At 69.0% G+C, this 21,156-nt stretch carries 17 protein-coding genes; 10 read left to right on the forward strand and 7 right to left on the reverse strand.

The features are described from left to right. The coding region (locus tag D7X32_RS45670) for a hypothetical protein (RefSeq protein ID WP_208752615.1) at nt 1–3,064 on the forward strand (3,064 nt) is incomplete at its 5' end. 33 nt (nt 3,065–3,097) lie between these two features. Here D7X32_RS45670 and D7X32_RS33200 read toward each other — a convergent pair. From D7X32_RS33200 to D7X32_RS33220, 5 genes are read right to left on the reverse strand one after another with little or no spacing between them, the layout of a single operon-like run. Continuing rightward, entirely contained in the window at nt 3,098–3,331 is a 234-nt protein-coding gene (locus tag D7X32_RS33200) for a CHRD domain-containing protein (RefSeq protein ID WP_208752616.1), read from the reverse strand. An 18-nt stretch (nt 3,332–3,349) separates the two neighbouring features. Then, entirely contained in the window at nt 3,350–3,703 is a 354-nt protein-coding gene (locus D7X32_RS33205; protein ID WP_120606585.1) for a DUF6285 domain-containing protein, read from the reverse strand. After that, nucleotides 3,696–4,712, reverse strand: coding sequence for a phosphotransferase family protein (locus D7X32_RS33210; protein ID WP_120606586.1), 1,017 nt, complete (start codon nt 4,710–4,712; stop codon nt 3,696–3,698). The genes D7X32_RS33205 and D7X32_RS33210 overlap by 8 nt, the downstream gene beginning before the upstream one ends. Nucleotides 4,713–4,715: 3 nt before the next feature. Continuing rightward, nucleotides 4,716–5,939 carry an acyl-CoA dehydrogenase family protein gene (locus tag D7X32_RS33215; RefSeq protein WP_120606587.1) on the reverse strand — a complete coding sequence of 408 codons (1,224 nt, stop codon included), beginning with the start codon at nt 5,937–5,939 and terminating at the stop codon, nt 4,716–4,718. A 25-nt stretch (nt 5,940–5,964) separates the two neighbouring features. Then, nucleotides 5,965–6,738 carry an SDR family NAD(P)-dependent oxidoreductase gene (locus D7X32_RS33220; protein WP_120606588.1) on the reverse strand — a complete coding sequence of 258 codons (774 nt, stop codon included), beginning with the start codon at nt 6,736–6,738 and terminating at the stop codon, nt 5,965–5,967. 133 nt (nt 6,739–6,871) lie between these two features. Here D7X32_RS33220 and D7X32_RS33225 point away from each other — a divergent pair, with 133 nt between their 5' ends. From D7X32_RS33225 to D7X32_RS33265, 9 genes are read left to right on the forward strand one after another with little or no spacing between them, the layout of a single operon-like run. Next, nucleotides 6,872–7,714 carry an enoyl-CoA hydratase-related protein gene (locus D7X32_RS33225; RefSeq protein WP_120606589.1) on the forward strand — a complete coding sequence of 281 codons (843 nt, stop codon included), beginning with the start codon at nt 6,872–6,874 and terminating at the stop codon, nt 7,712–7,714. Further along, entirely contained in the window at nt 7,711–8,373 is a 663-nt protein-coding gene (locus D7X32_RS33230; protein WP_120606590.1) for a TetR/AcrR family transcriptional regulator, read from the forward strand. The genes D7X32_RS33225 and D7X32_RS33230 overlap by 4 nt, the downstream gene beginning before the upstream one ends. Beyond that, nucleotides 8,370–9,212 carry an SDR family oxidoreductase gene (locus D7X32_RS33235; RefSeq protein WP_167506540.1) on the forward strand — a complete coding sequence of 281 codons (843 nt, stop codon included), beginning with the start codon at nt 8,370–8,372 and terminating at the stop codon, nt 9,210–9,212. The genes D7X32_RS33230 and D7X32_RS33235 overlap by 4 nt, the downstream gene beginning before the upstream one ends. Before the next feature lie 53 nt (nt 9,213–9,265). Further along, nucleotides 9,266–11,104 (forward strand): AMP-dependent synthetase/ligase, encoded by a 1,839-nt coding sequence (locus D7X32_RS33240; protein WP_120606599.1) that lies wholly within the window; start codon nt 9,266–9,268, stop codon nt 11,102–11,104. Nucleotides 11,105–11,130: 26 nt separating this feature from the next. Then, the gene (locus D7X32_RS33245; RefSeq protein ID WP_120606591.1) at nt 11,131–12,270 is read left to right on the forward strand and encodes an acyl-CoA dehydrogenase family protein; all 1,140 of its coding nucleotides are present in this window, start codon (nt 11,131–11,133) and stop codon (nt 12,268–12,270) included. Nucleotides 12,271–12,279: 9 nt separating this feature from the next. Beyond that, complete coding sequence (locus tag D7X32_RS33250; protein WP_120606592.1) at nt 12,280–13,428, forward strand: acyl-CoA dehydrogenase family protein; 1,149 nt, start codon at nt 12,280–12,282, stop codon at nt 13,426–13,428. A gap of 30 nt (nt 13,429–13,458) precedes the next feature. Next, nucleotides 13,459–14,670 (forward strand): acetyl-CoA C-acetyltransferase, encoded by a 1,212-nt coding sequence (locus tag D7X32_RS33255; RefSeq protein WP_120606593.1) that lies wholly within the window; start codon nt 13,459–13,461, stop codon nt 14,668–14,670. A gap of 37 nt (nt 14,671–14,707) precedes the next feature. Beyond that, a complete protein-coding gene (locus tag D7X32_RS33260) occupies nt 14,708–16,885 on the forward strand; it encodes a 3-hydroxyacyl-CoA dehydrogenase NAD-binding domain-containing protein (RefSeq protein ID WP_120606594.1) in 2,178 nt (725 codons plus the stop codon). Nucleotides 16,886–16,911: 26 nt separating this feature from the next. Continuing rightward, nucleotides 16,912–18,294: an aldehyde dehydrogenase family protein gene (locus tag D7X32_RS33265; protein ID WP_120606595.1), complete on the forward strand. Its 1,383-nt coding sequence runs from the start codon at nt 16,912–16,914 to the stop codon at nt 18,292–18,294. 42 nt (nt 18,295–18,336) lie between these two features. On the opposite strand, the gene roxA is transcribed toward D7X32_RS33265, so the two are convergent. Together roxA and D7X32_RS33275 are read right to left on the reverse strand one after the other, a co-directional pair. Then, nucleotides 18,337–20,358: a rubber dioxygenase RoxA gene (gene roxA, locus D7X32_RS33270; RefSeq protein ID WP_120606596.1), complete on the reverse strand. Its 2,022-nt coding sequence runs from the start codon at nt 20,356–20,358 to the stop codon at nt 18,337–18,339. A gap of 167 nt (nt 20,359–20,525) precedes the next feature. Further along, nucleotides 20,526–21,156: hypothetical protein (locus D7X32_RS33275; RefSeq protein ID WP_208752617.1), on the reverse strand; the 631-nt coding region annotated here is incomplete at its 5' end.

Genomic DNA, 21,156 nt, shown 5'->3' on the forward strand with positions numbered 1-21,156 from the left:
AGTCATCAGCATCCCCGTCGCCGGACCGCTCGACGTCAATGGTGACAACGGAGAGTTCCGCCTCATCCAGACCGGCTCCTCGCTGGTCCTGGTGGGCGTCGACGATGACCAGAAACTCCAGGGCTACGTCAGCACCTCCACCGTCGCCTACCTGAGCCGTCCCCAGGGGAATCCGAAGCGGCTGGATCCCTGGACCCAGTTCACCATCGACGTTGACTCCACGCAGTCCACCTTCGCCTTCCTGACCCAGAAGCGCATCGGCGTGGTCTCGGTCCGCGGCCTCGTCTACGTCTTCTGGGTCGACAGCGCGAACAACATCCTGTGCGCGGCCCGGGTCGCCCCCGGCGCCACGCGCTCCGCGACGGACTGGTGCCAGGTCCTGGTGCCGTCGGGGGCGGCGGATGGCGGCACGCCACCCGTGAAGATCCTCTCCAACGGAGTGTCGGCGTGCACCGGCAAGGGGGAGACGGAAATCCTCATCAACTACGCCGCCTGGGATCCCACGCACAACACGGTGCAGGTCTACCACCTCGTCCTGGACACGGGTGATTACAACCCCCTCACCAATGACTGGGTCTCCAAGTTCCCGTCCTGGTACGTGCCGGCCCCCGCGACCAACCCCACGCAGACGTCCTCGAACGTTTCGCATCTCGATGTCCGCACCATCCTCGTCACCCAGCCGGGAGCCACCCCCACCAGCCCCACCGTCAACTGCGTCATCGCGGCGCTGTGGGATGAAGCCCATGCCACCTCGACCACCTTCTCCTGGACGCTGGATGCCGCCTGCCACGCCAACCCCAGCCCCGTGCAGGTGCCCATGGTCCTCTCCTGGCCCAACGCGGCCAGGAGCCGCAAGGCCCGGGGCACGGGGCTGGCCGTCGATCCCGCCGGACGGCTCGTCGCCCTGTTCGCGGACAGCCTCAACAGCAACACCAACAACGCGATCTCCCTGGCCGTGATTCAAGACATCCGGCCGCTGCGCCAGATTGATGCGTCGGCCGCGCCCACCTGGAAGGAGTACGGCAAGATCTTCACGAACACCGCGGAGGACACCGAAGGCCCCCTCTCGATGTGCTTCTCGGTCGGCGTCATCCCTGAATCGACGGGCCAGGACACCTCCACCCTCCCCATCATCCTGGGGATGGCCTGGGTCCGCAGCGAGTACTCGGTGGGCTCGCCCATCCAGATGTCCTCCCTGAAGTATGGCGACTTCAAGCTGCAGAGCGCCCTCCACCCGCCGAAGCAGGAGAACAGCGGCAAGCGCCTGCTCACCACCATCTGCGACCCCTTCCCCATGCCCGTCCCGGCGCCGGAGGTCTGGGGCAACGCCAGCCCCGACGGCATGGCGGACTGGAACATGTTCGACTACGAGATGAACACGACCCAGGAGGACGTGGTCCTGAATGAGATCAACGTCTCCGCGAGCCTGGGCATCCAGTACTCCTCGAAGGAGACCGTCGCCGCGGGCGCCTTCGAGGGCTACAAGGCGGGCGTGAGCTGGGGCATCAGCGCCAGGGCCGGAGGCTCGGGGCACATCGCGTGGCAGGACGGGAAGTTCACGGCCCAGAGCATCAAGGTGCAGACGAAGGCCTACCGGCACCCGTACTACCCTCTTGATGACGCGTCCGCGTACCTCGTGCGTCCCTACGGGTGCTACTTCGGGCGTTCGCTGTTCTGGCTGCGCTCCCAGTACGGCACGGCGGCGAACCTCGCCTTCAACCAGGACACCGCGTTCAGCCCGGCGCCGCTGGTCGTGGCCCACTGGCCCGTCGCCTCGGATGACGCGGACGAGACCGCGGCGGGCGACTTCTTCAGCTACGCGTGCACGCCCGGCGTGGTCGACTCGTACACCGAGGCGGCCATCAACGCCCGGATGTTCAGCCTGTATACGGAGTGCGTGAACAGGCTGGCGGCCTCCGGCAAGACCCAGGCGGAGATCCAGCAGATCTTCACGGCGCCGGACGGAACCGACCTCAGCACCTTCTACACGGGCAACAACTACGTCGCCGCGGTCGTGGACGCGTACGGCACCGAGACCAACATCAACGGCCAGAAGTACCTCAAGTTCGCCATGAGCGGTGGCTCGGTGTGCGACGGGCAGTACCGGGTGTCGAACGGGCAGACCACCGGCTTCGGCGTCCACCTGGACGTCAACATCTACGCGGGCTTCCTCCAGACGTCGGAGATCGGCAACGCGGACCAGATGGGCATCGCCGCCAGCGGGGAGACCTACCTGGGCGGGACGTTCGACTTCTCGTTCTCCTACAAGCGCGACACCACGAGCACCAGCTCGAGCGGCGTCGGCGTCTACACCTACCTGAACACGCTGGCGCCCACGCAATCCCTGTCGGCCCGGCTGTACATCCTCAAGGAGGCGTACCTGTGGGCGCTCGAGCTGAAGTACTTCCCGGCCATCGCGCGTGACTGGTACCTCCAGGCCCTCAACAACGCCAAGGTCCAGGGAGAGTTCACCTCTCCGACGGAGACGCCGAACCTGGACATGCTCGCCGGCACCACGTCGGCGGACAACCTCCTGCTCTACGAACAGTCGCTGCCCACGCGCTTCATGTTCGTCGTCACGAGCTGGGACCAGGGGCCGCTCCAGTTGACGCCCCTGAACGTGCCCAAGGACCTGCCCGGTGGCTACGACATCACCACCTTCAACGCCGGCGTCCCGGATGGCGCCACCTTCAACCTGCCGGGCCCCTGCGACGTGGCCTACGGGGCGAACGGCCACTTCCGCTTCATCCCGGGGGTGACGGGCACCATCACCTTCAACGCCGCGACCTTCGGCAATCCCCAGTCCGGTGGCGCGAACCTGGGCTACTACCGGCAGGTCGGCTACCCCAACCGCAAGGCGTACAACGTGCCGCAGAACTTCACCCACGTCTGCGCCGAGGGAGCGACGACGAACCTGGGGGATGAGCCGGTGACGGTGGCGTTCGGCACCGGCACGCAATGGAACGTGGTCGGTGGGCTGACGGGGACCGTCACCGCCTCGGACGCCACGTTCGGAGATCCGGCGCGCGGGAGCGGCAAGGAGCTCCGGGTCCTCCAGGATTAGCCGGGCGTGCGCGCGGGGAGCTCCAGCGCCGGGTCAGGGCTGGACGGCGTAGAGCTGCCCGCGCATCTCGCCGTAGGAGGTACGGGCCCTGGTGTGCAGGTTGAAATAGAGCACGCCCTTGCGCGCGAGCGACTCCAGCCCGGCCAGGGTCCGCGTCTGGGCCAGGAACCCCAGCTCCGCCGGGCAGCTCTCCGGAAGCCCGGACTTCGGAAGACGCAGTGGACGCTGCCCCAGGTGCGACGTCGCATTCAGCCCGAGGACCGTCACGCATCTGATCAAGCAGTATCAGGAAGCCGTCAGGGCCTTCGGTGCGCTCTCCCGCACCCGCTGAACGGTGGCGCTCCACAAGAGCGACCACGCTTCGTCGTTACCGTCGAACCTGCCCTGGCGGATCCGGACCGCGAGTTCACGGTTCAGCTCCGCCAGTCCGCCTTCGCGTTGGAGCAGGGCAACCAGCGCAAGGTGCTCCACCTCTTGAGGCCCCACTCCCTCGCGCAGCTGCCGCTCTGCGATGCCCATCGCATTGGCGATCATCCGCGCGGCATAGGCCTTGTCCTCCGGCAGCCCGGGCAGCAGCTCCCGTAGCAGTACCTCGCGAGCCACCGCCAGCAGCGCTGCCCCTTCCGGCTGTTCACGCATCCGGTCCTCCCGTCATCCGCAGAAGCTCCAGCTCCAGCTCCGGCACGACATGCGCCGTCAGGGCCAGCTCCAGGGAGGGCTCGCGGCCGGAGACGTGCCGCTCTCCCTGTTGCAGGGCAATCACCGCCCACCGCGCGTGGGCGAAGACCTCCCAGTAGCGCACGGCCTCCCAGTCCAGCCGACGGCCGCTCACGCGCGCATAGCCCCGCGCCAGCGCTTCGCGGGAACCAATGCCTCCCGCTTCCTTGTCGAACTGTCCGAACCGCCAACACCGCGCGCAGAACCAGCCAAGGTCCTCCAGCGGATCCGACCAGGCCGCGAACTCCCAATCCAGCACGGCCGTGAGTCCTGCTTCGTCCAGCATGTAATTGCCGGTGCGGAAGTCCCGGTGCGTGAGCACCAACTCCGGCGTCGCGGGCGCATGCCGCTCCAGCCAGCGGATCCCCCACTCCAGCGCCGGGAACGCAGTGTGATGGCCGTCCAGGAAGGCTTGGAACTCCCTCACGCCGCGCAGCGCGGGCGACAACTCCGGCACCGGGAGGAAGGACAGGGCCTCCACGGGAGGCCGGATGGCGTGCAGCCGCGCCAGCTCCTCGCCCAGACGTTCGGTCAACGCCTCTCGATCACCGCCCAGCCCCAGGTCCTTCACGACGCGATGGCCGGCGGCGGTCCCCCGCGCCTTGCGCATCACGAAGAACGCGCGCCCGAGGACAGAGGCGTCTCCCAGCCACAGCGGCTCCGGCACCGTCACGCCCGCCCGGAACGCCTCCCGCAGCAGGGCGAACTCCTGGGCGCGGCCGTGCGACACGGAGACGCCCGAGGGCGCATCGGAGCGCAGCACGCACTCCAGCACGCCCTCATGTGGCCCGCCGCCCACCACCGCCGTCAGCAACCAGTTCTCCTGGATGGCGCCCCCGGAGAGCAGTCGCGCATCGATGAGCCGCACCTCGCGGGCCTCCGCCTTCGTGGCCAGGAAGGACTCCAGCGCGCGCTTCTGTTCCTCGCGCATCGCTTACCCCTCGCCCTTGGAAGCGGACGCCACGCCCCACCGGAAGAAGTCCGCTCCCTCAGCAAGGTAGGCGCGTGACAGCACCATCTTGTGGATCTCACTGGCCCCATCCACCAGCCGCGCCTGGCGCGCGTAGCGGTAGATCCACTCCACCAGCGTGTCCTTGGAGTAGCCGCGGGCCCCCATCAACTGGATGGCCGTGTCCGCGGCCTTGTGCAGCGCATCCGCCACGTGGATCTTCGCGATGGAGATGTCCGTCCGCGCGAAGTCCCCCTGGTCCAGCTTCCAAGCGGCGCTCATGGTGAGCAGCCGCCCGATGTGGATGTCCTTGGCCGCGTCGCCCAGCATCCACTGCACGCCCTCGTGCCGCGCCAGCGTCTCCCCGAAGCTCATCCGCCGCGAGACATAGCCACCCGCCTCCTCCAGGCACCGCTTCGCCAATCCCAGCCAGCGCATGCAGTGCGTGAGGCGGGCCGTGCCCAGGCGGATCTGCGTGACCTTGAGCCCGTCCCCCACCTCCAGCAGGCGCTGCGAGTCCGGAATGCGCAGGCCGTCGAAGACGAGCTCGCAATGGCCGCCGTGCTCCTCGGGGCCCATGATGGGGATGCGCCGCTCGATGCGCCAGCCGGGCTGATCCGCGTCGAAGAGGAAGGCGGTGAGCCCCTTGCGCTCATCGTCGGAGGTGCGCGCCACCACGATGAAGTGCTGCGCGCCCTGGGCGCCGGTGATGAACCACTTCCGGCCCGTGAGGACCCACTCATCGCCCTGCCGCTCCGCGCGCGTATAGGTCAGGGACGGGTCGGAGCCGCAGCCGTCGGGCTCCGTCATCGCGAAGGCGGAGCGCACCCGGCCGTCGATGAGCGGCTGCAACCAGCGCTGCTTCAGCGCCTCCGTCGCGAGCACCTTCTCCAGGACGATCATGTTGCCGTCATCCGGCGGCGCGGCGTTGAACATCACCGGTCCGAAGGGCGAACGGGCGGCCTCCTCGTAACAGGCCGCCATGCCCACCACGCCCAGGCCCTGCCCTCCGCGCGCCTTCGGCATCTGGAAGGCCCAGAGCCCCTCCGCGCGGGCGCGCTCCCGGACCCGCGCCACCACCTCCTCGCGGAGGTTCTCGTGCGCGTCGAACGCGTCCGGCTGCTTTTCCAGCGGCAGCACGTGCGTGGCCACGAAGTCACGCACGCGCAGCCGGTACGCTTCGATTTCGGGAGAGAGAGAGAAGTCCATCCGGTGGCTCCTGGAGAAGGGGGAACTACAAGGTCGAGCAGAGGTGGCCGCCATCCACTTCGAGGACCGAGCCGCTCATGAAGCTGCCCGCATCTGACGCCAGCAGCAGCAAAGGACCGTCCAGTTCCTGCATGGAGCCAAGCCGCCGCATGGGAATGCGAGAGACGAGCTTCCTGCCCGCGTCCGTCTCGAAGAAGGCACGGTTGAAGTCTGTCTCGATGTAGCCGGGGGCCAGCGCGTTCACTCGGATGGAGTTCCGCGCCAGCTCGAACGCCATGGCGCGGGTGAGGTGGAGCAACCCGGCCTTGGACGCACAATAGGGCGACACCCCACCGCCCACCCGCAGCCCCAGGATGGAGGCGATGTGGATGATGCTGCCCGGAGTGCCGCTCTCCACCAGCCGCCGAGCCACGGCCCTCGCGACGAGGTACGCGCCCTTGAGGTTGGTGTCGACCACGGCATCCCACTGCTCCTCCTCCACCTGGAGGAAGAAGCCCTCGCCCGACACGCCCGCGTTGTTCACCAGCACGTCCACCACCCCACCCGCCTTCGCTTCGGCCTCGGCCACGGCCGCCTGCACGGACGCGGCGACCGTCACGTCCATGGACACAGCGTGCGCGCGCAGCCCTGATTCCCGCAGCCGCTCCACCTCCGAAGCCAGCTTGTCCGCCCGGCGTGCCGCCAACACCACCTCCGCGCCCGCTCGCGCCAGCGCCTCCGCGAAGTGCAAACCCAGCCCTCCGGACGCTCCCGTGATCAGGGCGCGACGGCCCTCCAGACGAAAGGCGACAGAGCTCATGGGACGTTCTCCAGGGTGGAAGGGGATGACGCAGAATGTCGAAAGCCAATCGGGGATGTCCAATGACTCTTGTTGTTGACGATCCGCCAACAAGCACCCACTATACCGCTCACATGCGTCAGGATTACCAACCATGAGCTACCAACACATCCGTGTTTCGGTCGCGGACCGCATCGCCACCGTGGAGCTGAACCGGCCCGAGGCGCGCAATGGTTTCACCGTGCTCATGTCGGACGAGCTCGCGGCCGCGCTCGCCGCTGCGGACGCGGACGAAGCGGTGCGGGTGGTCATCCTGTCGGGGGCTGGCAGGGACTTCTGCGTGGGGGCGGACCTCAGCGGGCAGTCGCTGGAGGTCACGAACACAGACATCCCCGGAGGCGCCTGGGTGGAGCCCGCGACGCGCGTGGCCCGCCAGCTGTTCGCGCTGCGAAAGCCTGTCATCGCCGCCGTGCAGGGCGCGGCGGTGGGCGTGGGCTCCACGATGATCCTCCCCGCGGACTTCCGGCTCGCCGCCAACAACAGCCGGTTCGGCTTTGTCTTCAGCCGGCGCGGCATCTACCCGGAGGCGGGCTCCTGCTGGTTCCTGCCCCGGCTGGTGGGGCTGGGCCGCGCGATGGACTGGATGGTGAGCGGCCGGTTGATCCCGGCGCAGGAGGCACTGGGCGCGGGGCTGGTCCAATCCCTCCACGAACCCGAGGCGCTGGCCGGCGCCGCGCAAGCCCTGGCGAAGGAGCTGGTGGAGACGACCGCGCCGGTGTCCGTGGCCGTCATCCGTCAGGCGCTCTACCGGATGAGCGCCATGGCCTCGCCCGAGCCCGCCTTCAACCTGGACAGTCAGCTCATCGCGAGCCTGGGGGAGAGCCCGGACGCGCTAGAAGGCGTCATGGCCTTCATGCAGAAGCGACCCGCGAAATTCTCCCGGACTGTGACTCAAGACCTGCCCGCGTTCCTTCCCTGGCAGGAGGCACGGCGATGAGCGCCCTGGCCCCCCGCTGGAAGCGGCTGGAACCCGACGAGCGCCGGCAGCAGATCCTCGACTGCGCCATGCGCCTGTTCGGCGAGCGCCCCTACGCGGAGGTCTCCACCACCGACATCGCCAAGGAGGCGGGCGTCGCGCGGGGACTCCTCAACCACTACTTCGGGCAGAAGCGGGACCTCTATCTGAAGGTCGTGAAGCGAATGCTGCTCATGCCCGGCATCGAAAAGAGCGTCCCCATGACCGGAACCCTGCGAGAGCGCGTCGAGCGCAGCGTCGAGTGGTACCTGGACACCGTGGCGACCCACGGCAAGACGTACCTGGCCGTCATCGGCAGCGGCGGCATCGGCGCGGATCCGGACGTTGAGCGCATCATCGCCGAGGCGGACGACGTGGCCGCGTCGCGAACGCTCGAGTTCCTGGGGCTCAAGGCCGAGGTCGGCAACGATTCGCGGCAGCGGGCGATGATCCGCTCCTACGGCGGACTGGTGAAGTCCTCCATCCGCGAGTGGCTCCGCGACGGGACGCTCAGCCGCGAAGAGACGCACCTGCTCCTGAGCGAATCGCTCCTGCTCATCGTGCGCGACCTGCTCCCCCAGCTCGCCCGGACGGCGACGCCCGGACGTGCCACTCCGGCGAAGCCGAGGCCCCCGAAGTGACGGGGACCCCGGGCGGTCCGGGCCCCCTCGCCGGACGCACGCTGCTGATGTCCGGCGGAAGCCGTGGCATCGGACTGGCCATCGGCGTCGCGGCGGGACGGCTGGGCGCCAACGTCGCCCTGCTCGCCAAGACGGGCACGCCGGATCCGCGCCTTCCGGGCACCGTCCACACCGCTGCCGCGGAGATTGAAGCGGCCGGCGGCCAGGCGCTCGCGGTGGTGGGCGACGTGCGCGACGAGGCGGACGTGCAGCGCGCCGTGGACGCCACCGTGGCGCGCTTCGGCGGCATCGACTTCTGCGTGAACAACGCGAGCGCCCTCGCCCCGCTGAAGACGGAGGAGCTCCCGGTCAAGCGCTTCGACCTGATGCAGCAGATCCAGCTGCGGGGCACGTTCCTGCTGACGCGCGCGGCGCTGCCCCACCTGCGGCGCTCGCCCCACGCGCACATCCTGTCGCTGTCGCCGCCGGTGAACCTGGATCCCCGTTGGATGGGATTGCACCCGGCGTACACGCTGGCCAAGTACGGGATGACGCTGCTCACGCTCGGCTGGGCCGCGGAGTTCGCGGACGCGGGCATCGGCGCGAACACGCTCTGGCCGCGCACGCTCATCGCCACCGCCGCCGTGCAGAACCTGCTCGGGGGGGACGCTTCGATGCAGCGGGCCCGCTCGCCGGACATCATGGCGGACGCGGCCGTGGCCCTCCTCCAGCGCCCGCCGCGCGAGTGCACCGGGCAGACCTTCATCGACGAGGACGTGCTGCGCGCGGGCGGAGTCACCGACTTCAGCCGCTACGGCGGCGGCCCCGACGTCGTGCTCGACCTCTACGTCGACCCCTGACGAGGAAGAAGCACGCGACAGCCTGATTGACCATTGAACCGGCGGAGGTGCCCATGGGTCCGTCTCACGCATCCCTGGAAGCGCAGTGCCATTCCCTGGCGGCCCAGCTCACGCTGCCGCGCCTCCTCCAACGCAACGCCACGGAGTACGCGGACGCGCCCGCCCTCACCTCCGGGAACAGCACCCTCACCTGGGGCCAGCTGCGCGAACGGACCGCCGCGATGGCACGCGGGCTCTGCACGCTGGGGCTGGGCCGGGGCGAGCGGATGATGATCATGATGTCCGGCCGGCCGGAGCATTGGATCGTCGACTATGCCGCCGTCCACCTGGGCGCCATCTCCTGTACGGCGTACCAGACCCTGAGCACCGAACAGGTGGGCTACGTCGCCAGGCACAGCGCGGCCACGGTGGTGGTGCTGGAGGGCGCGGATGAGCTGGCCCGGTGGTGGCCGGTGCTCGAAACGCTCCCGGCGCTCAAGCGGATCGTCGTCCTGGATGAGGCCGCCCTGCCGCGCGGGGACTCGCGGTTCATCTCCTTCGCGGAGGTCGAGTCCGAGGGCCGCGCCCTGCACGAAGCCAACCCCCAGGCCTTCGAGGACGTCTGGAAGGACATCCGCCCGGAGGATCCGCTGGCGATGATGTACACGTCCGGCACCACCGGCGACCCCAAGGGCGTGGTGCTGAGCCACCTCAACGCCTTCTATGAAGCGGTGGCCGTGGACCTCTCCGTCCCCGTCCCGATGCGGGTCCCCTCCATCGCGTATCTCCCGCTGGCGCACGTGGCGGAGCGCGAGCTGGGGCTCTACCGCGCGCTCTACAAGGCGCTGCACATGCACCTGTGCACGGACCCCACGGGTGTGGTGCCGCTATTGGCCCGCTCGCGAGCCCCCGCGTTCTTCGGCGTGCCGCGCCTCTGGGAGAAGCTGGCCGCGAGCCTGCGGCTGAAGGTGGAAGCGCTGGAGCCCGCCCGGCGCGAACCGCTGCTCGCCGCCCACGCCGCCGCGCTGGAGTCCTTCCGGCTCCGCGGGTCTGGCAGGCCCGTGCCCCCGGAGGTCCAGCAGCAGGCCCAGGACGCCGAAGCGCGCGTGCTGGAGCCCCTGCGCAGGTCGATGGGGCTGGACGCGCTGGTGTGGACGAGCAGCGGCTCCGCGCCCATCCCCGTGGACATCCTGGAGTACCTGGGCGGCTTCGGCATCCAGGTGCTGGAGGTCTGGGGCATGAGCGAGACCACCGGCTGCGCCACCATCAACCTCCCCAACGACTTCCGCGTCGGCTCCGTCGGGCGGCCCATCCCCGGGCTCCAGCTGCGGCTGGCGGAGGATGGAGAGATCTTCGTGCGCGGCCCGGTGGTCTTCATGGGCTACCTGGCGCCGGACGGTGAGATTGCCCGCGCGGTGGACGCGAACGGATGGCTCGCCACCGGTGACATCGGCACGCTCGACGCGGACGGCTTCCTCACCATCACCGACCGCAAGAAGGAGCTGCTCATCACCTCCAGCGGGAAGAACATCGCGCCCTCGCGGCTGGAGGGCATGCTGCGCACCCACCCGCTTGTGGGCCAGGCGATTGCCATTGGCGACGGCCATCCCTACGTGACGGCGCTCGTCTCGCTGGATCCAGAGGCCGCGCCGCTCTGGGCCCGGGCCCGGGGCCTTCCTTCCGTGGCGCTCGCGGACCTCGCGCGCGAGCCCGTGGTCCAGGCCGAGCTGGAGACCCTCGTCGCCGCGGCCAACGCCCGGCTCTCCCGCTCCGAGCAGATCAAACGCTTCGAGGTCGTCCCCGAAGCCTGGTCCGCCGCGACCGGCGAATTGACGGTCACCCTCAAGCTCAAGCGCCGCGTGCTGCTCGCCCAATACGCCGAGCGCATCGCCGCGCTCTACGCGAACGCCTGACACCCCCTCCCCCGAAAGAGCCATCCATGCATGTGAGAACCCCGGAGCAAGCCGCGTTCGCGGATGCCATCGACGCGTTCTGTCGCGCAAGGACCGGGACGCGGGCGCAGCGGGACGCGCTGACCCACCACGGCACCGAGGCCCACGCCCCCGGCCTCTACGGCCAGATGGCGGAGCTGGGCTGGCTGGGCGTGGGCATTCCCCTGGAGTACGGCGGCGCGGGCGGCGGCATGTCCGACGTCTGCCTCTTCGCGGAGCGGACCTCCTATGGGCTCGCGCCCGTGGGCGGCTTCATCACCACCGCGGTCGCGGCGGGCCCCTACGCGAAGTTCGGGACCCCGGAGCAGAAGGAGACCGTGCTCGGCGGCATCGCCCGGGGCCGCGTGGAGGCCATCTCCATCTCCGAGCCCGGAGCCGGTTCGGACGTCGCCGCGCTCAGCTGCCGCGCGGTCCGGACCCACGGGGGCTTCATCGTCAACGGGCAGAAGACCTGGTGCTCGAACGCGCACTTCGCGGACCACCTGCTGCTCGTGGCGCGCACGAACACGGTGGGCTCGCGCCACGAAGGCCTCACCATGTTCTGCGTCCCCGCGGGCACGCCCGGCATGGAGATCCGCGGCATCCCCACGATGGGCGGCAAGGAGGTCAACGACGTCTTCTTCACGGACTGCTTCCTGCCGGAGTCCTCCGTGGTGGGCACCGTGGATCATGCCTGGCCCCAGTTGATGGCGGGGCTCAACAGCGAGCGGCTCATCCTCGCCGCGTCCATGCTGGGCCGGGGCCGCCGCGCGTTCGACGACGCCGTCGCCTACGTGAAGGAGCGCAAGCAGTTCGGCCGCGCCGTCGGCTCCTTCCAGGCGCTCAAGCACCGCATCGCGGACCTGGCCACGGAGCTGGACTGCTGCGAGCTGCTCGTCTACCGCGTCGCGGCCATGGCGGATGAGCACCCGGACCGGATGCTCCCGCGCGAAGCCTCCATGGCGAAGCTGAAGACGACGGAGACGGCCAAGCGCGTGGCGCTGGAGGGGATGCAGATGCTGGGCGGCTACGGCTACGCGCTCGAATACGACATGGAGTCGCACCTGCGCGCGACGGTCATCTCCACCGTCTACGGCGGCACGAGCGAAATCCAGCGCGACATCATCGGCAAGACGTTCGGACTCTAGGAGGCAGACATGACGACGGCACGTCCCCGGTGGAGCTCGGACGAACTCGAACAGGTGCGGGGGCTCGCGGCCACCTACTTCACGAAGGAGGTCGTCCCCAACGTGCCCAAGCACGTGGAGCAGGGCTACCCGGACAAGGCGCTCTACCGCCGCGCCGGAGAGCTGGGCCTCCTGTGCATGTCCATCCCCGAGGCCTACGGCGGCGGCGGTGGCACGTTCGCGCACGAGGCGGTCCTCATCGAGGAGCAGGTCCGCGCCGGGGACCCCTCCATGGGCTTCCCGGTCCACTGCGCCATCGTCGCGCACTACCTGCTCGCCTACGCGTCGGAGGCCCAGAAGGAGAAGTGGCTGCCCCGGCTGGCCAGCGGTGAATGGGTGGGCGCCATCGCCATGACCGAGCCGGGCACGGGCTCCGACCTCCAGGCCATCACCACCCGCGCCGTGCGTGAAGGCGACTTCTACCGGGTGAGCGGCGCCAAGACGTTCATCTCCAACGGCCACGTCTGCGACTTCCTCATCCTCGTCGTGCGCACGGGGCAGCAGGGCCACGGGGGGATTTCACTCCTGTGCGCGGAGGTCTCCGACACGACGCCCGGGTTCCAGCGGGGCCGCATCCTCGACAAGCTGGGTGGCAAGGGCCAGGACACCACCGAGCTGTTCTTCGACGACCTGAAGGTCCCCGCCGTCAACCTGCTGGGCGGAGAAGAGGGCCGGGGCTTCGCCCAGCTCATGCAGCAGCTGCCCCAGGAGCGGCTGACCACGGCCATCATCGCGGTGGCCAGCCTGGAGCGCGCCGTCCAGCTGACCGTGGAGTACACCAAGCAGCGCCATGTCTTCGGCAAGCCGCTCTTCGCGATGCAGAACACGCGCTTCGAACTGGCGGAGTGCGCGACACTCCAGCGGGTGTGCCGCACCTTCGTGGACGACTGCATCGAATCCCACCTGGCGGGCAGGCTCGACGTGACGACGGCGGCCATGGCGAAATACTGGGTGTCCGACCAGGCCTGTCTCGTAGTGGACCGGTGCCTCCAGCTGTTCGGCGGGTACGGATATATGAAGGAATACCCCATCGCCCACCTGTTCGCGGACACGCGCGTCCTGCGAATCTTCGCCGGCGCGAACGAGGTCATGAAGGAACTCGTCGCCCGGTCCCTGTAGCCCCCTCCCCTTCTCACAAGGAGGCTCCCCGTGAGCCAGGAAGCATTCATCTTCGACGCCGTCCGTACCCCTCGCGGCAAGGGAAAGAAGGGTGCCCTGCACGGCACCAAGCCGGTGTCGCTGCTCGTCGGCCTGGTGGACGCGCTCAAGCAGCGCAACCCCAACCTGGACCCGAAGCGCATCGACGACGTGGTGCTGGGCGTCGTGTCCCCCGTGGGCGACCAGGGCGCGGACATCGCGCGCACGCTGGTGCTGGCGGCTGGCCTGCCGGACACCACCGGCGGCGTGCAGCTCAACCGCTTCTGCGCCTCCGGGCTGACGGCGGTGAACATGGCCGCGCAGCAGGTGCGCTCAGGCTGGGAGCACCTGGTCATCGCGGGCGGCGTGGAGAGCATGTCCCGCGTGGCCATGGGCTCCGACGGCGGCGCCTGGGCCATGGACCCCGCCACCAACTACGACACCTACTTCGTGCCGCAGGGCATCTCCGCGGACCTCATCGCGACCATGGAGGGCTTCACCCGCGAGGACGTGGACCGCTACGCGGTGCGTTCGCAGGAGCGCGCGGCCCACGCGTGGGCCAACGGCTACTTCCAGAAGTCCGTCGTCCCCGTCGTGGACCAGAACGGCCTCACCGTGCTGGACCGCGATGAGCACATGCGCCCGGACTCCACCGTGGCCTCGCTGGGGCAGCTCAACGCGTCCTTCACGACCATGGGAGAGATGGGCGGCTTCGACGCGGTGGCGCTCCAGAAGTACCACGCGGTGGAGCGCATCCATCACGTGCACACGCCGGGCAACTCCTCCGGCATCGTGGACGGCGCGGCGCTGGTGCTGGTGGGCTCGGAGCAGGTGGGCAAGGCGCTGGGCCTCACGCCGCGCGCGCGCATCGCCGCCGTGGCCACCTCCGGCGCGGAGCCCACCATCATGCTGACGGGGCCGCTGCCGGCCACCCGGAAGCTGCTCGACATCGCGGGCCTGTCCGTCAAGGACATCGACCTCTTCGAGCTCAACGAGGCCTTCGCCTCCGTGGTCCTCAAGTACCAGAAGGACCTGGGCATCCCGGACGAGAAGCTCAACGTCAACGGCGGCGCCATCGCCATGGGGCACCCGCTGGGCGCCACGGGCGCGATGATTCTTGGAACCGTGGTGGACGAGCTGGAGCGCCGCAAGGCGCGCCGCGCGGTCGTCACCCTGTGCGTCGGCGGCGGCATGGGTGTGGCCACCCTCGTCGAGCGCGTCTGAACCTTCCATCCCCTTTCAAAGACATCCGAGCAAAGCCATGAGCGAACAGAACACCCTGCGCTGGGAACAGGACGCGGACGGCATCGTCGTGTTGACGATGGACGACCCCTCCCAGTCCGCCAACACCATGAACGCCGCCTACGTGAAGTCCATGCGCGCGGCGGTGGACCGGCTGGTGAAGGAGAAGGCCACCCTCACCGGCGTCGTCATCACCTCCGCCAAGAAGACCTTCTTCGCGGGCGGCGACCTCAACGACCTGCGCCGCGTGAAGAAGGACGAGGCGAAGCAGGTCTTCGACCTGGGCCAGGAGATCAAGGCGCAGCTGCGCACGCTGGAGACCCTGGGCAAGCCCGTGGTCGCGGCCATCAACGGCGCGGCACTTGGCGGCGGGCTGGAGATTGCCCTCGCCTGTCACCGCCGCATCATCGCGGACGTGAAGGGCGCGCAGGTGGGCCTGCCGGAGGTGACGCTGGGCCTCTTGCCCGGCGGCGGCGGCGTGGTGCGCACCGTGCGCATGCTGGGCATCACGGACGCACTGATGAAGGTGCTGCTCCAGGGCCAGCGCTACCGCCCCCAGGAGGCGAAGGACCTGGGCCTGGTGCATGAGGTGGTGCCCTCCGTGGACGCGCTCCTGCCCGCGGCGAAGGCGTGGGTGAAGGCGAACCCGGCCGCGCAGCAGCCGTGGGACCAGAAGGGCTACAAGATTCCGGGCGGCACCCCGTCCCACCCGGCGTTCGCGGCCAACCTGCCCGCGTTCCCCGCCAACCTGCGCAAGCAGCTCAAGGGCACGAACATGCCCGCGCCGCGCGCCATCATGGCGGTGGCGGTGGAGGGCACGCAGGTGGACGTGGACACGGCGTTCACCATCGAGTCGCGCTACTTCACGGAGCTCGTCGTCGGCCAGGTCGCGAAGAACATGATGCAGGCGTTCTTCTTCGACATGCAGCACATCAACTCCGGCGGCGGCCGTCCCAAGGGCTTCCCGCAGCACACCGCGAAGAAGGTGGGCGTGCTGGGCGCCGGGATGATGGGCGCGGGCATCGCGTACGTGTGCGCCAAGGCTGGCATCGACGTGGTGCTCAAGGACGTGAGCCTCGCCTCCGCGGAGAAGGGCAAGGGCTACTCCGTCAAGCTGGTGGAGAAGGCCGTCCAGAAGGGCTCCACCACCAAGGAGAAGGGCGACGCGCTGCTCGCGCGCATCACCCCCGCGGAAGACCCCGCCGCGCTCGCGGGCTGCGACCTGGTCATCGAAGCGGTGTTCGAGGACGTGAAGCTCAAGCACAAGGTCTTCCAGGAGATTCAAGGCGTGGTGGCCCCGGACGCGGTGCTGGGGTCCAACACCTCCACCCTGCCCATCACCCTGCTCGCCGAAGGGGTGTCGCGGCCGCCGGACTTCGTCGGCATGCACTTCTTCTCCCCCGTGGACAAGATGCCGCTGCTGGAGCTCATCGCCGGCAAGCAGACGAGTGACGCGACGCTGGCGAAGGCCATCGACATCGCGGTGCAGATTGGCAAGACGCCCATCGTCGTCAACGACAGCCGGGGCTTCTTCACCAGCCGCGTGATTGGCACGTTCCTCAACGAGGCCATCGCCATGGTGGGTGAAGGCATCGCGCCCGCGTCCATCGAGCAGGCGGGACTCCAGGCGGGCTACCCCGCCGCCCCGCTCCAGTTGGTGGATGAATTGACGCTGACGCTGCCCCGGAAGATCCGCCAGGAGACCAAGGCGGCCGTGGAGGCGGCGGGCCAGCCGTGGCAGGACCACGGCAGCTACGCGGTGATGGACGCGATGATCGACCAGCACCAGCGCAAGGGCCGCTCCACCGGCGGCGGGTTCTACGACTACGCGGACGGCAAGCGGACGAACCTCTGGCCGGGGCTGGAGAAGCACTACACGAAGCCGGGCCACACCATCCCCTTCGAGGACATGAAGGAGCGGATGCTCTTCGCGGAGGCCATCGACACGGTGCGCTGCTTCGACGAGGGCGTGCTGCGCTCCGTCGCGGACGCGAACGTGGGCTCCATCCTGGGCATCGGCTTCCCGCCGTGGACCGGCGGCGTCGTGCAGTACATCAACGGCTACGAAGGCCCGTCCGGCACGGGGCCGCGTGGCTTCATCATCCGCGCGCGCCAGCTCGCGGAGCGCTACGGGAAGCACTTCCTTCCGCCCGCGTCGCTCGTCGCGAAGGCGGAGCGCGGTGAGCTGCTCGAGTAGACCACCACACACATAGGGGCCGTCCCATGAGGAATCAGCGGGAGCTTGACGTGAAGGCGCTTGTCTCAAGGCAGCGGGCGTATTTCGAAACGCGCGTCACGCTCCCGCTGAAATGGCGGCAGGAGCAGCTGCGGGCGCTCGACGCGGCGGCGCGCGAACATGAGGAGGCCATCCTGGCCGCCCTCAAGGCCGACCTCGCGAAGAGCCCGGAGGAGGCCTACCTCACGGAGGTGGGCAGCATCCACGGAGAGCTGAAGACGGCCCTCAAGCAGGTGAAGGCCTGGATGCAGCCCCGGAAGGGCTCAGCGCCGCTGGTCATCCAGCCGGCGCGGGCCTGGCAGTACGCGGATCCGCTGGGCGTGACGCTCATCATCGCGCCCTGGAACTATCCCTATCAGCTGTCACTCGCACCGCTCATCGGGGCGCTCGCCGCGGGCTGCACGGCCGTGTTGAAGCCCAGCGAGCACGCGCCGGAAACGTCCCGCGTGCTCGCGAAGCTGCTGGGCGAGGCGTTTCCCCCGGAGGTCGTCTCCGTCGTGGAGGGCGGCGTGGACGAGAGCCGCGCGCTGCTCCAGGAGCGCTGGGACCTCATCTTCTTCACCGGCGGCACCCAGGTGGGCCGGACCGTCGCCGAAGCAGCGGCCCGGCACCTGACGCCCACCATCCTGGAGCTGGGGGGCAAGAGCCCCTGCATCATCCACCGGAGCGCGGACCTGGAAGTCACCGCGCGCCGCATCGCCTGGGGCAAGTTCGTCAACGCGGGGCAGACCTGCATCGCGCCGGACTACGTGCTCCTTCCCCCGGAGCTCAAGGCGCCCTTCACCGAACTGGTCCAGAAGGCCGTCCGGAGCTTCTACGGCGACGACGCGAGGGCGAGCGCCGACTACGGCCGCATCGTCAACGCCCGCCACTTCGAGCGCATCAGCGCGCTCGCGGCGGACGGGCGCATTGCCTTCGGCGGCGAGCGCGACGCGAAGAGCCGCTACTTCTCGCCCACGGTCATCACCGACGCGCCCCTGACGAGCCCGCTGATGCAGGAGGAGATCTTCGGCCCCCTGCTCCCGCTCGTGGACTGCGCGGACACCGACGAGGCCATCCGCTTCGTGCGCGCCCGCCCCAAGCCGCTCGCCCTCTACAGCTTCGCGAAGGACGCGGCGGTGAACGAGCGTGTGCTCGCGGAGACGTCCAGCGGAGGCGCCGTCACCAACGACGTGTGCGTCCACTTCGCCGCGGAGGGGCTCCCCTTCGGCGGCGTGGGCGAGTCCGGCCTGGGCGGCTACCACGGCCAGGCCAGCTTCGACGCCTTCAGCCACAAGAAGAGCGTGGTGAAGCGGCCGTTCGCGTTGGACATGAAGCTGCGCTATCCGCCCTACACCGGCAAGCTGGGCCTGCTGCGCCGCTTCCTGTAGCGGGCCGGGGGGCGCCATACGCCGCGCCCCCCGCCGTCAGCGCTACAGCGTCTTCATGTACTCGATGATGGCCCAGCGCTCCGGGTCGGTGAGCGACTGGGTGAAGTCGTGCCCTTCATTGCCCAGCCCGTAGAGGTGGGAGTTGAAGATCATGCGCGAGCGGATCTGCTTCTGGGTGATGGGCGGCGGCGACTGGTAGGCGAGCGAGTTGTAGTTGGCGGCGAGGTTCGCGATGTTCGCGAAGAGGATGTCGGGCGTCGCCATCTCCTGGCTGCAGGGAATGAACGGGTCGCGCGTCGGGACGTCTCCGCACGCCAGCGCCGTCACCTTCCAGCCCAGCTTCGCGAAGTCGAAGGCCGAATAGCTCGAGTCATAGCCCGCGTTGGTCCCCAGCACGTTGGCGGAGGTCTGCGCGCGCTTCCACACCGACGGGCGGTCCGACGGCTTCAGCACGTCCCAGAGGGTGGGCACGCTGCCGTTGTGGAAGAACGGCGCGGAGGCCCAGGCGCCGTAGAGGGGCGGCGCGATGTACCCGAACGGGTTGATCCACTCGTTGGGTCCCTCCGGTGAATAGATGGGGCCCAGTCCCTTGTCGTACAGGCTGCGCGGCACCCGCCGCACCGCGCTGGTGATGATGTCGTCGTAGAAGGGGCCGTGGTTGGGGGCCTCGTCGTTGTAGCCCAGGAAGGACGTGTTCCAGGTCCTGCGCTTGCGCACGTCCGCCATCAGGTCCTTGCGCGCCGGGTCCGTCCGGATGGTTTCAATGGGCGTGATGACGCCCGCCACGCCCTTGAGGCGCGGGTCAGGCAGGTACGCGGGGTCCGCGGCGTAGCGCGGCGAATAGACGCCGTGGCAGCTCGCGCAGGAGCCGTTGCCCGCGGCCTTGGGAATGTTGGCGTTGGCGCCGTTGGCCCAGAGGTCGCGCTCGTGGAAGAGCACCGCGCCCTGCTCGGCGAGCGCGGTGTTGACCGTCTTGGGATAGGTGGGAGGCGAGAGCGAGATGAAGAAGTTGTCGTTGTCCTCGAACTCGGCGGTCAGCGCCCGGCGCTGCACGGGCGAGCGCCCCAGGTTCGCGACGCCGAAGGCCATCTCCGAGCGGACGTTGTCCGACGTGAGGGCGCCATCCCAGAACTGCCGCGTCTTGAAGGCGCGGTGGAACCAGTTGGGCGCGCGCGACATGCCGCCCGCGTGGGACGGGAAGAACTCCAGCAGGCTGGGCGCCAGGGCCAGCGAGTCCATGTCGAAGAGCGCGGGCAGCAGGTCCACGATGCCAATGGCGTCACTGGTGCCGCGGCCCACGCTCCAGGGCACGGGCGCCAGCTGGAAGATGTTGCCCACGACGGTGGAGCGGAAGAGGTCGGACTGGATCAACCCCGCGTCCAACGCGTCGTTCGAGCGTCCCCACAAGAAGCCGGATTCCTGTTCAGTGCCCAGCCGCGAGTCGTGGCACCCCGAGCAGCTGGAGCTGATGTTGCCCGTGTAGCGCCCGTTCTCGTCCTTCTCCTGCACGAGCCCCAGGGGAAGCTGGCCACTTCCGCCCTGGGTGAGGTTCGGGTTCTCCCACGGCAGCGGGTAGGGATTGCGAAACGGCGCCTTCGTGTACCCGTAGCGCTTGATGACCTGCTCGTCGAAGTCCGAGGGGCGGATGAGGTAGCCCCAGAGCGTGTAGAGGTTGTAGTAGGCGAGCGAGTTGGAGAAGGGCTGGAAGTAGGTGCGGCCCTCGATGTTGGCGCGCCCCCGGGCGGCGCTCGCGCGGAACTCGCCGCACGTCGTGGGATTGGGCGCCAGCGTGGACACGAACGGCGCGGGTGGCGTGTGCAGGTCCACCCAGTACGCGTTGAACTGGACGGCGGCCCCGGGCTTGTTGACGCCCGGCACGACCAGCGTGCGTGGATCCACGGGCAACGGGGTGCTGTCTGGCTTCCCGGCGCAGGCCGCCGAAAACGGCGAGCGCAGCGCGGTGGTCTCCAGCAGCGGTAAGGGGTCAGCGAACGCCCCGGCTCCCATCAAACCGAGGGCCAGGGAACTCGAACACGTCCAAGCACGGCTCCATCGCAGTCTCATGCACGGCCTCCGACGCTTATTGGCACTGTGACAACAAGGCGATTAGTAGGCCCCTGGTGCCGGGGCCTCAATACGCAGCGCGTTAGCGTGTCTGGGAAAAACAAAGGGCCCGGAACCATTGGGTTCCGGGCCCTCGCGTGTTGGCGCCTGTTGAAGGGGGCTTCGTGTCAGAGCACGCCCGCGGCCGCCTTGGCCTGCGTCTTGGCGAAGACTTCACGCAGGCGGGTGGCGACCTTGGGCATCACGTCCTCGAAGGCGAGCTCGGTGGACTGACGCAGGGCCTCCTGCCCCGCGGCCGCTCCACCAATCCACGCCGAGGCCGCCTTGCTCTTCTGGGACTCGCCCTCGATCAGGTCACTCACCTGGACGGCGTCCTGGCCTCCCCGGGAGCGCACCGTCAGCTTCAGCTGCGACACGAAGCCACCGCCGTTGACGTCGAAGAACTGGATCTCCGGGACGATGAGCACGTCCGCGTCACCCAGGTCGTCGGGGCTGGAGGCCTCCTGGACGGACTGGAAGACGGTGCCCATCATCTGCGGGAAGCTGCGCGTGAGCGCTTCGCCAATGGTGATGTTCCAGGTGTGCCCGGCGCCCAGGACGAAGTAGCTGTCCGAGTCGATGCGCGCCTTCTGCTCGGGAGAGATGAAGTAGCGCGCGCGAAGCGCCAGCGGCGTCCCCGCGTTGGACATGGGCGCGGGGCTCGGCCGCACCTGGTGGGTACAGCCGACGAACGCGAGCAGCGCGAACAAAGGCAGAACAAGGTTTCTGGGCATGGCGGCTTCATAGCTCACCCCACCC

This window comes from Corallococcus carmarthensis (assembly GCF_003611695.1).
GTDB classification, from domain to species: domain Bacteria; phylum Myxococcota; class Myxococcia; order Myxococcales; family Myxococcaceae; genus Corallococcus; species Corallococcus carmarthensis.